Source organism: Halomonas sp. GFAJ-1, assembly GCA_002966495.1.
In the GTDB taxonomy this organism is placed as follows: Bacteria; Pseudomonadota; Gammaproteobacteria; order Pseudomonadales; family Halomonadaceae; genus Vreelandella.
In genome coordinates this window covers 500,090-512,521 of the sequence record CP016490.1, presented here as the reverse complement: position 1 = coordinate 512,521, position 12,432 = coordinate 500,090, and the positions used below count along the sequence as shown (strand labels likewise).

General features: G+C 55.3%; 12 protein-coding genes. 10 read left to right on the top strand and 2 right to left on the bottom strand.

Annotated features, from left to right (window positions below):
* Positions 1-70 precede the first annotated feature (70 nt).
* The 9 genes from BB497_02230 (at position 71) to BB497_02190 (ending at position 8,918) form a co-directional block, all read left to right on the top strand.
* Positions 71-340, top strand: a complete 270-nt coding sequence (locus BB497_02230; protein ID AVI61603.1) for a 30S ribosomal protein S15 — start codon at positions 71-73, stop codon at positions 338-340.
* 136 nt (positions 341-476) lie between these two features.
* Positions 477-2,639 (top strand): polyribonucleotide nucleotidyltransferase, encoded by a 2,163-nt coding sequence (locus BB497_02225; protein ID AVI61602.1) that lies wholly within the window; start codon positions 477-479, stop codon positions 2,637-2,639.
* Positions 2,640-2,819: 180 nt separating this feature from the next.
* Entirely contained in the window at positions 2,820-3,953 is a 1,134-nt protein-coding gene (locus BB497_02220) for a hypothetical protein (GenBank protein AVI64231.1), read from the top strand.
* 88 nt (positions 3,954-4,041) lie between these two features.
* On the top strand, positions 4,042-5,133 hold the full coding sequence (locus tag BB497_02215; GenBank protein ID AVI64230.1) for a serine hydrolase: 1,092 nt from the start codon (positions 4,042-4,044) through the stop codon (positions 5,131-5,133).
* A gap of 88 nt (positions 5,134-5,221) precedes the next feature.
* Positions 5,222-5,500 carry a peptidylprolyl isomerase gene (locus BB497_02210; protein ID AVI61601.1) on the top strand — a complete coding sequence of 93 codons (279 nt, stop codon included), beginning with the start codon at positions 5,222-5,224 and terminating at the stop codon, positions 5,498-5,500.
* A 58-nt stretch (positions 5,501-5,558) separates the two neighbouring features.
* Positions 5,559-6,512: a multidrug ABC transporter ATP-binding protein gene (locus tag BB497_02205; protein ID AVI61600.1), complete on the top strand. Its 954-nt coding sequence runs from the start codon at positions 5,559-5,561 to the stop codon at positions 6,510-6,512.
* A complete protein-coding gene (locus BB497_02200) occupies positions 6,509-7,270 on the top strand; it encodes a sugar ABC transporter permease (protein AVI61599.1) in 762 nt (253 codons plus the stop codon). Before BB497_02205 ends, BB497_02200 begins: the two co-directional genes overlap by 4 nt.
* A 59-nt stretch (positions 7,271-7,329) precedes the next feature.
* The gene (locus tag BB497_02195; GenBank protein AVI61598.1) at positions 7,330-8,343 is read left to right on the top strand and encodes a nucleoid-associated protein YejK; all 1,014 of its coding nucleotides are present in this window, start codon (positions 7,330-7,332) and stop codon (positions 8,341-8,343) included.
* A gap of 110 nt (positions 8,344-8,453) precedes the next feature.
* Entirely contained in the window at positions 8,454-8,918 is a 465-nt protein-coding gene (locus tag BB497_02190; GenBank protein AVI61597.1) for a hypothetical protein, read from the top strand.
* 108 nt (positions 8,919-9,026) lie between these two features.
* On the opposite strand, the gene BB497_02185 is transcribed toward BB497_02190, so the two are convergent.
* Positions 9,027-10,034, bottom strand: coding sequence for a 6-aminohexanoate hydrolase (locus tag BB497_02185; protein ID AVI61596.1), 1,008 nt, complete (start codon positions 10,032-10,034; stop codon positions 9,027-9,029).
* Between the two features lie 442 nt (positions 10,035-10,476).
* On the bottom strand, positions 10,477-10,806 hold the full coding sequence (locus BB497_02180) for a hypothetical protein (GenBank protein AVI61595.1): 330 nt from the start codon (positions 10,804-10,806) through the stop codon (positions 10,477-10,479).
* A gap of 255 nt (positions 10,807-11,061) precedes the next feature.
* On the opposite strand from BB497_02180, the gene BB497_02175 reads away from it, so the two are divergent.
* Positions 11,062-12,408, top strand: a complete 1,347-nt coding sequence (locus tag BB497_02175; protein AVI61594.1) for a flagellar hook protein — start codon at positions 11,062-11,064, stop codon at positions 12,406-12,408.
* Positions 12,409-12,432 lie beyond the last annotated feature (24 nt).

Genomic DNA, 12,432 nt, shown 5'->3' with positions numbered 1-12,432 from the left:
TAGCCTGAGACTGCAAATATGCGTGGTCTCACCCATTCAATTTTAGGCATATTGCTTACTGGAGAGACAGATGGCATTAACCGCTGAGAAAAAGGCCGAGATCGTCAACGAATACGGCCGCGGCGATAGCGATACCGGTTCCCCTGAAGTTCAGGTTGCACTGCTAAGCGCCAACATCAATGGCCTGCAGGACCACTTCAAAACCAACAAGCAGGATCACCACTCACGTCGTGGTCTGATCCGCATGGTAAACCAGCGTCGTAAGCTGCTGGACTACCTGAAGCGTAAAGATTTCGAACGCTATCAGTCTCTGATTCAGCGTCTAGGTCTGCGTCGCTAAGCGTTAGCGGCAATGATCCGAAACGGGCAGCCCCTTGGGGCTGCCCGTTTTTTTGTTTCTGGTAGCCGTATGGCGCCACAGCGCCTAGAATGGTGACGAGTCAAAACGACCCAAGCGAAAAGACAAGTAGATATTAATGTTAAAGGAAGTCGCCGTGAATCCGGTAAAAAAAACGTTCCAATACGGTCGTAGCACCGTCACTTTAGAAACTGGCCGTATTGCTCGCCAGGCCACTGGTGCCGTAATGGTGACCATGGATGAAACCGTTGTACTGTGTACAGTGGTTGCGAAGAAAGAAGCCAACCCCAACCAGCCCTTCTTCCCGCTCTCGGTACACTACCAAGAGAAAACCTACGCGGTTGGTAAGATCCCCGGTGGCTTCTTCAAGCGTGAAGGCCGTCCTACCGAAAAAGAGACCCTCACCTCGCGCCTGATCGACCGCCCGATCCGTCCGCTATTCCCCAAAGGGTTTATGAACGAAGTGCAGGTGATCTGTACCGTTCTCTCTACCGACCGTAACCATGACCCGGATGTGGCGGCGATGCTGGGCACCTCAGCGGCGCTGAGTATCTCTGGCGTGCCGTTTAACGGCCCGATTGGCTGTGCACGGGTTGGTTTTAACGAAGAGCAGGGCTACTTCCTGAACCCGACCGTGGAAGAGCTGGCTGCTTCCGAGCTGGACATGGTGGTAGCGGGTACTGATAAAGCCGTCCTCATGGTGGAGTCAGAAGCCCAGGAACTGCTCGAAGACGAAATGCTGGGTGCCGTGCTGTTCGGCCACCAGGAAATGCAGGTTGCCGTCACCGCGATTAAAGAGTTGGTCGCTGAAGCTGGCAAACCGCGCTGGGATTGGCAGCCTGCGCCGGAAAATGTAGCGCTGAAAACCGCCATGGCCGAAGCGTTCGAAGCCAAAGTGGGCGATGCGTACCGCATTACCGACAAAATGGCCCGCCAAGACGCGCTTTCAGCACTTAAAGATGCCGCTGTTGAGCAGCTAGCGGCGGTTGAAGGCGAAGAAGCGGAAGGCAAATTCAGCAAAGATGACGTGAAAGGTGCGTTTGCCGGCCTTGAAAAGCGCGTTGTACGCTCGCGCGTTGTAAAAGGCGAGCCGCGTATCGATGGCCGTGACAACTCCACCGTGCGCCCGCTGGCCATTGAAGTTGGCGTACTGCCGAAAACCCACGGCTCTGCGGTGTTTACCCGTGGCGAGACCCAGGCGATTGCGATTGCAACCTTGGGCACCCTGCGTGATTCGCAGCTCATTGAATCCCTGGAAGGTGAGCGTAAAGACCGCTTTATGCTGCACTACAACTTCCCTCCCTACTGCGTAGGTGAAGCGGGCTTTATGGGTGGCCCAAAGCGCCGCGAAATCGGCCACGGCCGTTTGGCGCGTCGTGGTATTCAAGCCATGCTGCCGTCTGAAGACGTCTTCCCTTACACTATTCGCGTGGTGTCGGAAATTACTGAATCCAACGGTTCAAGCTCCATGGCCTCGGTGTGTGGCTCTTCGCTTGCGCTGATGGATGCCGGTGTACCGCTGAAAGCCCCGGTGGCGGGTATTGCCATGGGGCTGGTGAAAGACGAAGACGGCTACGCCGTACTTACCGATATCCTGGGTGACGAAGACCACCTGGGCGACATGGACTTCAAAGTTGCCGGTTCTGAAGAGGGCGTCACCGCTCTACAGATGGACATTAAGATCGAAGGCATCAACGAAGAGATCATGGAGAAGGCGCTGCAGCAGGCGCACGATGCGCGTATCAGCATTCTGGCGCAGATGAACGACGTGATCAGCCAGAGCCGTACCGATGTGTCGGAAAATGCTCCTTCCATGGCCACCATCAAAATCGCCCCGGATAAGATCCGTGACGTCATTGGTAAGGGCGGCGCGACGATTCGTAAAATCTGTGAAGACACCGGCGCGTCTATCGACCTGGACGATGACGGCACCGTGCGCATCTACGCGGAAGATAAAGCCGCGGCGAAGCGTGCCATTGATACCGTACTGGCCATTACCGCAGAAGCGGAAATCGGCAAGCTGTACAACGGTAAAGTGGTACGTATCGCTGACTTCGGCGCGTTTGTTAACATCATGCCGGGTACCGATGGCTTGGTGCATATTTCGCAAATTGTTGCCGAGCGCGTTAACAACGTCCGCGACTTCTTAAACGAAGGCGACGATGTGATTGTTAAAGTGCTGGATATCGACAACCGCAACCGGGTGAAACTCTCTATTAAAGAGATCACCGAAGAAGAGAAAGCGGCTTTCGCCGCCGCAGAGGCAGAGGTTACCGAGTAATTAGCCGGTAATGCTTAGCCGTTAAATGCGTCGCTAGCGTGCGATTCATTCACCGCCCCCGCAGCCTTTGGCTGTGGGGGCGGTTTGTTTTGGCGCGTACGCACGTTTCTTACAACGCCTAGGTTGAAAGGCGCATCGCGGAAATAGTCTATGGTTAGCTGGCAATGATGAGCCATGACGATGATTAACCATAAGGACACTACCCACGTGCTCAACTGGAAGGAGGTGCCACAGCTTCCCAGGGCGGAAGGGCGGATTGACGCGATTGATCTTGCCCGAGGCATTGCCATTGGCCTGATGATAATGAGCCACACCGTTAGCGGGCTGGTGGGCATTCGCAATGTGCCCGAGTGGGGCATGGTGCCTATTCATTTTTTAACCAAATTCTCCTCGTCGCTATTTATTCTGGTGTTTGGCATCGCGTTAGCGGTAGCGTTTCTATCGCATACTCAGCGGGATGACTGGCCTAAGCGTCGGCTAAAGCTCTGGGTGCGGGCTATCGAGGTGTGGTTTTGGTACAAAGCGCTGACGATAGTCGAAATGCTGCCCTTCAGCGCGCCTAGCGATATCGTTGATACGCTGCTCTACCAACGCTTTGCTATTTGGGTGGAAATCCTCGGCTTTTACGCCATCGCTCTGCTATGGGTGCCGCTGGTACTGCCATTTTGGGCACGAGCGCCGCTATGGGCGCGTTTAGCCACTATTGTTGGCTTAACGGCACTGTCCGCGTGGCTGCAAGGGGTTAGCTTTGGCGGCAACGATATTCTAAAAGCCCTGCTGGTCGACCACGAAGACCACTACGCCTGGGGGCAGCTCAGCCGGGCGCCGTTAATATTGTCAGGCTTGCTGATGGGCGAGGCCGTACTGCGCTGCTACTTCGATCCCGCCTTGCGCCGCCGCTTGGTGTTTATACTCATGGGTATCGGCGCGCTAATGGTGGCTGCTTTTTATGGTGTGTCACTGGCCAGTGGCGATGTGTATGGGGCCATGATGGCGGTTGCGCGCAACGCGGGTAAGCACCCGCCTGAGCTGCCCTTTATGCTGTTTAGTATAGGGGGCGCGTTGGTGCTCTTGGGGCTAGCCCTGGCAGGTGGTGGCATGGCTGCTAAAGCACTACGGCCGTTAACCGTGGTTGGCAGCGATGCGCTAAAAGCGTTTATTTTTCACATCGTGATGATTTTTCTGGTGCTGCGTTTTTTGTTGGAAGGCCAAGGCACCTACACCTATCCACAGGCCCTTGGGGTAGGCGGACTGTTGATACTTGGAGCCGCGCTATGGATTTGGCTGACCCGCTGGGTGGCGCGCCACAAATAAGAGGTAACTTTATTAAGGTTATTACTATGTTGAGATCATTACTGTGTTGAAGTTGTTACAGGTCGGGTTGCTGGGTATTGCGCTATTCATGGTGCTGCCTGCCCATGCCGCCGAGAACGCTATTAATGGGTACGAGTCTCATGAGTACGAATTTGCTTGGTACTATGAAGTCGACAAACAGAGCGCGTGGCAGGGTAATTTAAACGCCCGCGTGGCTGCCATCGAAGAAGTATTTGGTGGGCAGCTGGGTGTCTATGTACAGAACCTGGCAAGCGGGGAAGCCTACTCATGGCGAGCCGATGAGCCGTGGTATTTGGCATCACTGGTGAAAGTGCCGGTGGCGGCCCAAGTACTGGCCGAACGCCAAGCGGGCACACTTTCCCTAGATGAGCGGTTAATCCTTGCCCGCAGCGACTATGTAGATGGCGCCGGGCCCGTTAACTGGCACGACCCGGGCGCGTCGATCACACTTCGTTTTTTGCTAGAGCAGATGATTACCGTTAGCGATAACACCGCGTCGGATATGCTGATTAACCGGGTGGGGCTTGATGAAGTAAATGCCCGGGCCAGGGCAATGGTAGCGGCCAGCGGTGGCCATCCTGAGGCGTTAGGCCCCATTAGCAAGCTAGTGGGTGTGCGCCAGGGGGTGTATGGCCAGCTACACCCGGATGCCCGTACCCTGGGTGGGTTAGACTTTATGGCCCTGCGCCAGCACAGCGTTAACCAGCGCCCGGCAGCGCTTGCCCGCACGCTCGGCGTAAGCCGCAACGCGTTTGAGCAGCCCGACTACGACCACGCCTTTGATGCCTACGCAGCAACAGGTGAGAACGGCGGCACGCTGCGTGCCTTTGGCGATGTATTAGCCAGCCTGCACCACGGGGGGATGGCCGACCTCAATGCTGAACATCGGCAACTGCTGCTGGCGGTCATGGCGCGCACCCGCTCCGGTGAAAAGCGCTTAAAACAAGGCATGGGCAACGCCTTCCACTTTGCCCATAAAACCGGTACCCAGCACCGCCGCAGTTGCGATGCTGGCCTTGCTTCGCGCGTTGGCGCTGAATCAGCGCCATGGGTGATTGTTGTCTGTAGTCGCGGCCCTCTTGCGCTAAGTGCTCACGAACGGGCGATGGCAAGCATAGGGGAAGCGCTGCGCGAAAGCGGCGCCCTGGCTGGCCCTTAACCAAGCCAATGTGAACGCCTACAACCGTGTGCCAGCGTGATAAACTGGCGACCCGCTTTGGGTTTTCATGTCTATTTAGGAGTTTGTTATGGCACTTGCTAGCGCCCGTCATATTTTGGTAAGCAGTGAAGAGCAGTGCAACGCACTGAAACAAGAGATTGAAAACGGTCGTGATTTTGCGGACGTGGCCAAAGAGCACTCAAGCTGCCCTTCCGGCCGCCAGGGCGGCGATTTGGGTAGCTTTGGCCCCGGCCAAATGGTGCCTGAATTCGACAAGGTTGTATTCAGCGGTGAAGTGAACAAGGTACACGGACCGGTACAAACCCAGTTCGGTTACCACCTTTTGGAAATCACCAGCCGCAGCTAATGGCGCCAAGCGCCCGTTAAGCACCGTGGTGGCAACGCCACGGTGTGAGGAGCACGCCTTGAACGACCCCATTATTACCATCGAAGGCTTGAACAAAACCTACGAAGGTGGCTTTCAAGCGCTTACCCGCGTGGATTTAACCATCCAGCGCGGCGAAATTTTTGCCCTGCTAGGCCCTAATGGCGCTGGTAAAACCACCTTAATCAGTCTGGTGTGCGGGCTCGTTAACCCCACCGAAGGCAGTGTGGTAGTGGATGGTTTCGACAGCGTGAGCCATTACCGCCAAGCCCGTGAGCGTATCGGCCTAGTGCCCCAAGAACTCACCAACGAAGCGTTTGAAACGGTGTGGAACACCGTCAGCTTTAGCCGCGGCCTGTTTGGCAAACCGCCGAACCCTGATCATATTGAAAAGGTGCTTAAGTCGTTAGCGCTATGGGATAAGCGCAATAACCGCCTGATGACGCTCTCCGGAGGTATGAAGCGCCGAGTGCTGATCGCGAAAGCACTCTCCCACGAGCCACGCATTCTATTTCTGGATGAGCCTACCGCCGGGGTAGATGTTGAGCTTCGCCGCGATATGTGGAACGTTGTGCGCGGGCTTAGGGATAACGGCGTTACGATTATTCTCACCACCCACTACATCGAAGAAGCCGAAGAGATGGCCGACCGCATCGGCGTCATCAATCGCGGTGAAATAGTACTGGTGGAAGAGAAAGCGGCGCTAATGAAAAAGCTTGGCAGTAAGCAGTTAACGCTACACCTGCACACGCCGCTTACCACGCTGCCTGCCTCCCTTGCCCAAGAAGAACTCAGCTTAGCAGCGGATGGCTATGAGCTGGTGTACACCTACGAGAGCCGCAAGGAGGAGCAGCCGGGAGAGCCGCCAGAGGGGCGCGGTATTTCAACGCTACTGGCGCAGCTGGAAAAAGAGGGCATCGGCTTTAAAGACCTACACACCCGGCAGAGTTCACTGGAAGATATTTTCGTCGACCTCGTCAAGGAGCGCTCATGAACCTCTACCCCGTTCGCGCCATTTATATGGCTGAAATGGCGCGCACCCGGCGTACGCTGCTGCAAAGTATTGTCTCGCCGGTGATCTCTACCTCGCTCTACTTTGTGGTGTTCGGTGCGGCGATTGGCTCGCGTATTAGCGAGATTAATGGGGTCAGCTACGGCGCCTTTATCGTGCCAGGGCTTATTATGCTCATGCTGCTCACCCAGAGCGTATCGAATGCCTCCTTCGGGATTTTCTTTCCCAAGTTTTCGGGCAGTATTTATGAAATTTTATCGGCACCTATCTCTTACTTAGAGATAGTGGTGGGTTACGTGGGGGCTGCGGCGTCTAAGTCGATTCTGCTGGGGCTGATTATTCTCGCTACCTCGGGCCTATTTGTGCCGCTGGAGATCGCCCACCCTATCTGGATGCTCACCTTTCTGGTGCTTACCGCCGTCACGTTCAGCCTGCTGGGTTTTATCATCGGTATCTGGGCCGATGGCTTCGACAAGCTACAGCTGGTGCCGCTGCTGGTGATTACCCCGCTGACGTTTCTAGGCGGCAGCTTTTACTCCATTGATATGCTGCCGCCGTTTTGGCAAACCGTCACCCTGGCGAACCCCGTGGTCTATTTGGTGAGTGGTTTCCGCTGGAGCTTCTACGGTATTAGCGACGTTAGCCTTGGCGCCAGCGTGGCGATGATTCTGCTGTTCTTAGCCGCCAGCCTTGCCATTATTGCCTGGATTTTCCGCACCGGTTACCGCTTAAAACCCTAGTGTTTTAAGCTATTCGTTTTCTGTTTCTTCGCTTTCTGCTTAAAAGGTAACTCCCGCTTATGCCGCTACTGCAAAGCACCGTGCTTCGCCTGGAACCGTCGCTAGATGGCGAGCGCTTAACCGTTACGGCACCGCCAGCTGAAACCCCCAGCGCCAGCGACGATCCAACGATGACAAGCCTGGTGAACGCGTTAAACGACACCTATAACACCAAAGCTAAAGGGTGGGGGCGGTTTGCCGAACAGGGCGAGCAGGCCGGGCCATTGATGGCCTGGCTGCGGGATTACATGGCCGGTGAGCAAGACTTTACCCAGTTTTCTATCGCCATGGCCGAGCGCCTAGCGCAAACGCTGCAAGAGCAGCTCTCTGTCAGTGGCTACCTGGTTGTTGCTCACCTGCGCCAGGGCGACACCGAAACCCTGTTTTTAGGCTTGGTGCACCAGCGGGAAGGCATTGGCATTAATGAGGCGCACCAGGCGGTGCCCGCCGCCCAGCTCAATACCCGACAGCTAACCCTGGCGGTACGGGTAAACCTTACCCAGTGGCAGAGTGATTCCGAAAGCGCCCAGTATGTGTCGTTTTTAAAAGATCGCGGCGGCAAAAAGCTCGCCGATGGCCTAATCGCCCTGCTCGGGATGGAGGAGGGCATTGATGCCCCCGCAGAAACCCGTACGCTGCTGAAAGCCTTCAGCGACTACGTGGAAAAAGAGGATTTTGATGACGAGGCCAGCCGGGAAAAAACCGACACGCTAGTCGACTACGCCAACGAGCAGCTGAGCCGCGGCGAGCCAATGACCTTAGAAGAGCTTTCAGGGCTGGTAGACGAAAAACAGCCCAAAGCGTTTTACGACCATATCCGCAACGCCGACTACGGCCTTTCCCCGGAGATACCGCCGGATAAACGCACCATCAGCCAGTTCCGCCGTTTTACCGGCCGCGCCGGTGGCGTTTCCATCAGCTTTGACTCCCACCTGCTGGGTTCCAGCATCGAGTACGATGAACACCAAGATCGCCTGATCATCAAGCAAGTGCCCAAGCAGCTAAAAGAGCAGCTGGCTAAGCGTAAAGAGTGAGGGGAAAGTGGTGAAGGTTGGAGTGTTGAGGGATGGGCTACGGTGCGTAGCGCGGCACTAACGGCGGTGGTAGACGTCGTAAGATAAGGTTTTATAACAGGAGAAACAGCGTGCTGGTTGCTATCACTAACTTCTTCCAACGGGCGCTGGCGGAGCCGGAGCAGCGTGAAAATCGAACCATTACGTTAGAGCTAGCCACCGCGGCGCTGCTGTGCGAAGTGATGCGCGCCGACTATGACCAAAGTGACGCCGAACGCACCGCGCTCAAACAGATGTTAACCACCCGTTACCAGCTAAGCGACAGCGAAGTGACCGAGTTAATGGCGCTGGCAGAAGCGGAGGTGGATGATGCGGTGGATCACTATCAGTTTGTCAGCCTAATTAAGCAGCACTACGGCTACGACCAGCGTTGCGAACTGGTGGCATTAATGTGGCAGCTGGCTTGGGCAGACGGCAGCATCGACCCGCTTGAAGAGCACCGCATACGTCGGCTGGCAGACCTTTTACATGTAAGCCACGGTGATTTTATTCGTACCAAACTGCAGGCAAAAAAGCCGCGTGCCGCCGATAAGTGATGCCCAAAATGAGGCCACCCGCTTAGCTGATCTGGTACGCCCTATAGCAAATAGAGCGCAAAGCACCAGCGGTCAGCGAAGATCAACTTAGTGGGTCAACATAGCAGCTCAACGTAGCAGCTCAACGACCAGATCATTTAACTGCTGGTGAAACTGGCCGCCCGGAGAAGGGGGCGTTGGGTCGGACGTAATCACTACGGTCATTTCCCGCTCTGGAATGACATAGAGCGCCTGCCCGCCGTAGCCCCTGCCGTAATACACCGGCACATCCGCAAGCGTTGTAATAAACCACCCGAAGCCGTAACCATCCCCTGTCCATGGGGATTGGCCTCTGGGTGTCCAAGAGTCTTCAACCCAGCCTTCCGGCAGCACCCGCTGGCCCACTCCGCTGTCATCGACGACCATGCCATCATTACGATACAGCTCGCCGATCGCTATAAGCGCCCTGGGTGAAAGCTGCATATCGTTGCCGCCAAAGTAGATGCCCTGGGGGTCGCGCAGCCAGGGGGGTATCGCAATGTTCAGCGGCTCGCCCAGCAAACGCTGCGCAAGGGCGTGGGTGGTTTCGCCACTTGCCTGGGTGAGTGCCGCAGAAAGCAAATGGCTGGTGCCCGTGGAGTAGAGCATGCGCCCGCCGGGTTCATCCACAAACGGGCGGGAGAGTGCATTATTCACCCAATTGTTGCTGGCGACCCAAGCGCTGTAGTTGCTGCCGGAAGTACGCTCCAACCCCGCCTGCTGAGCCAGCAAGTGCGTCACGGTAATCTCATCCACCTTCGGGTCAGCGCCGTTGGGTAGCGAGCCTAACAGCGCCACCAAGGTTTGCTCGGTAGACTCGATCGCTCCCGCCTCAATGGCTGCGCCGGTAATGGCCGCCAGCACGGTTTTGGAAAGCGATTTGATATTGGTAGGTGCAGCGACGCCCGGGCCACCCTGATGCAGTTCGTGAACAATACTGCCCTGGTGAGCAACGACCACCGCATGCACACGGTCTAGTGCCGCCGTTTTCTGGTCGAGAGCTTGCAGCGCGCGGGAGCTTGGTGCATCGGCTGCCGCGCCAGCGCTAAACAGCAGTGAAATAGCGGCACAGAAAATCAGTAGCACAGGTAAACGCATAGCATCACCTTGGCAAAGAGCGGTGGCAGATGGGAAAAGAACAAGCAAAGGTTCGAGGCTAAGATACAGGAGAGGTTCAATCACGAAGTGATGGGGGGCATTATGCAAAAAGATCAAAAGCCTGCTAGGCTTGAATTGTTCGCTTTAAGGTAAGCAACCCTTTGATTTCTCTAAAACGCAAAAAGCAAGGAGCGCCGTTATGCGTAGCATCATTTACATCGTAGGTTTAGTGGTGGTAGTTCTGTTTGTTCTATCGATGCTTGGCCTGCGTTAATCCAGCACGCCCCGACATAGCAAAGCGCCTGCAGGTAATTGGCTTCAACTAGCCCCTGCGGGCGCTTTGGTTTTTAAATATCTTTTTTTAAATCACTGGTTTCAAAACAATGGTTTAATAACAGTAGCTTCAAAACCGCCAGTGTCACGTACCGGCAAGCAGCAAGCGCTACGCGCAGTCTGCGGCCCCTTGGCCAAACATATCGAACATCATCTCCCGCCCCATGGCCGTTAATACCAAACGGTGGTAATCGTTAAATTCCGCGGCACCGCTCTCTTCAAGCACCTGCTGGCAAGCCTGCCAGTGGTTATGCTGCGCGCCTAGCTGATTAAGCTCGCGCTGGGTAAGGCCGCGCTGGGGCAGAGTGAGGGTTTCAAGTACGTGGCCGCTGTCGTAAAGCAGCTCGGCAACGGTAGAAAGACAGTGACGCAGGCTGCGCTGCACATGGTAAGCGGCCGTAGCGACTTGGGGTGCGGGCTGAAACACCGGGGAAGGCATAAATGTTCTCCTGCAAACAGGACCAAAACGGGCTTGTTGCAGTGCATTATAAAGCAATGGGTGTGTTAGACCAAGGTCTATGTCGGGATGAGCGTTAAGCTGCCATTTACATGCGGTAACGTTTGAATGCTTAAAAGTTTTCTTTAATGTTTAAGTTTAGGGTTTAATAGCCGATAACCATAAATTATAGATCGACATCTAACAGATAAGCAGCGTCAAGATAGTAGAGGGCGTTTTAAAAAAGGACGGTATTGTATGGCTACCATTTCATCACTCGGCATTGGCTCTGGGCTAGACTTGAACGGCTTACTGGATCAGCTGCAGGAAGCTGAGCGAGGCAAGCTCGAACCCATAGAGCGTCAACTGGAAACCCAGCAAACCAAAATTTCCGCTTACGGCCAGCTACAAAGCTCCCTTGCTCAGTTTCAAACGGCCTCTGCAGCGTTAAACGATAGTGCACTGTATGAAAGCCTTTCCACCAACGTAGGTGGCAGTGCCGTTACCGCCGCTGCAGATGGCGAAGCGCAGCCCGGCAACTACAACGTAATGGTTGAACGATTGGCGAGTGCTGGCACGCTCGCGACAAATTCGGTCGCTGATCCTGAAGCTTCTCGCACTGATACAGATCGTACCTTAACCCTACAGTTCGCCGGTGATGACCAGCCAGGTGTGCCGGTACAGATTGCTGCTGGAAGCTCCCTTGAAGATATTCGCGATGCGATAAATGCGACCGAAGATAGCGGTGTGTCTGCCTCTATTATCTTTGATGGTGAAGAGTATCGTTTAGCGCTGAACTCTACCCAAACCGGTGAAGCAGCTTCCGTATCTGGCCTTGAATGGGATGGTGCTGACAACCCTCTAGCGGCTGATGTCATTCAAGCGGGTCGAGATGCCTCGTTAAACGTTAACGGCATCGCGATCACCAGCCCTACCAATCAAGTGGAAGGCGCTATCCAAGGCGTGACGCTTAACCTGCAAGAAGAGGGCAGCAGCACCATTGCCGTAGAGCAAGACACCCGCGCCGTGCGTGAAGCCGTCACCAGCTTTGTGGATGCCTATAACGACCTAAAAAGCACCATGGGTGAGCTAACCAGCTTTAATGCGGAAACAGGTGCCGCGGGCGAGTTGCTGGGCGACAGCGCCATTCGCACCGTGGAGTCCCGCCTGCGCAGCGTGCTCAGCGGCGGTGTGGAAGGCCAGTTCTCCATGCTGAGCGATATTGGTATTTCGCTACAGCGGGATGGCACGCTAGCTATCGATGATGATGCGCTGGATAACGCCATTGCCAATAACCAAGATGCGCTTTCGACGTTTTTTGCCGGTGATTCAGCTGAAACCGGCATGGCCGGCCAGTTGAATCAAACCATAGAGCAGCTGCTAAGCACGAACGGTACCGTCACTGGGGCCATCTCTGGTGCTGAAAACCGCTCTGAATCCTTGGTTGAACGCTACACACGTATGGAGCAATCCATCGAGCAAACCATCTCCCGCTATCGTACCCAGTTTGGTCAGTTGGATAGCATGATCGCCCAGATGAACCAAACCAGCGATTACCTCACCCAGCAGTTTGATGCACTGGATGCCCAGCTAGGCCGCAGGTAACAATCGGTCGTGATGCCCTAAAAC

Coding starts and splice junctions, on each gene's coding strand:
- BB497_02230 (AVI61603.1), top strand. CDS start 71: ATGGCATTAACCGCTGAGAAAAAGGCCGAGATCGTCAACGAATACGGC.
- BB497_02225 (AVI61602.1), top strand. CDS start 477: ATGTTAAAGGAAGTCGCCGTGAATCCGGTAAAAAAAACGTTCCAATAC.
- BB497_02220 (AVI64231.1), top strand. CDS start 2,820: ATGATTAACCATAAGGACACTACCCACGTGCTCAACTGGAAGGAGGTG.
- BB497_02215 (AVI64230.1), top strand. CDS start 4,042: ATGGTGCTGCCTGCCCATGCCGCCGAGAACGCTATTAATGGGTACGAG.
- BB497_02210 (AVI61601.1), top strand. CDS start 5,222: ATGGCACTTGCTAGCGCCCGTCATATTTTGGTAAGCAGTGAAGAGCAG.
- BB497_02200 (AVI61599.1), top strand. CDS start 6,509: ATGAACCTCTACCCCGTTCGCGCCATTTATATGGCTGAAATGGCGCGC.
- BB497_02195 (AVI61598.1), top strand. CDS start 7,330: ATGCCGCTACTGCAAAGCACCGTGCTTCGCCTGGAACCGTCGCTAGAT.
- BB497_02185 (AVI61596.1), bottom strand. CDS start 10,034: ATGCGTTTACCTGTGCTACTGATTTTCTGTGCCGCTATTTCACTGCTG.
- BB497_02180 (AVI61595.1), bottom strand. CDS start 10,806: ATGCCTTCCCCGGTGTTTCAGCCCGCACCCCAAGTCGCTACGGCCGCT.
- BB497_02175 (AVI61594.1), top strand. CDS start 11,062: ATGGCTACCATTTCATCACTCGGCATTGGCTCTGGGCTAGACTTGAAC.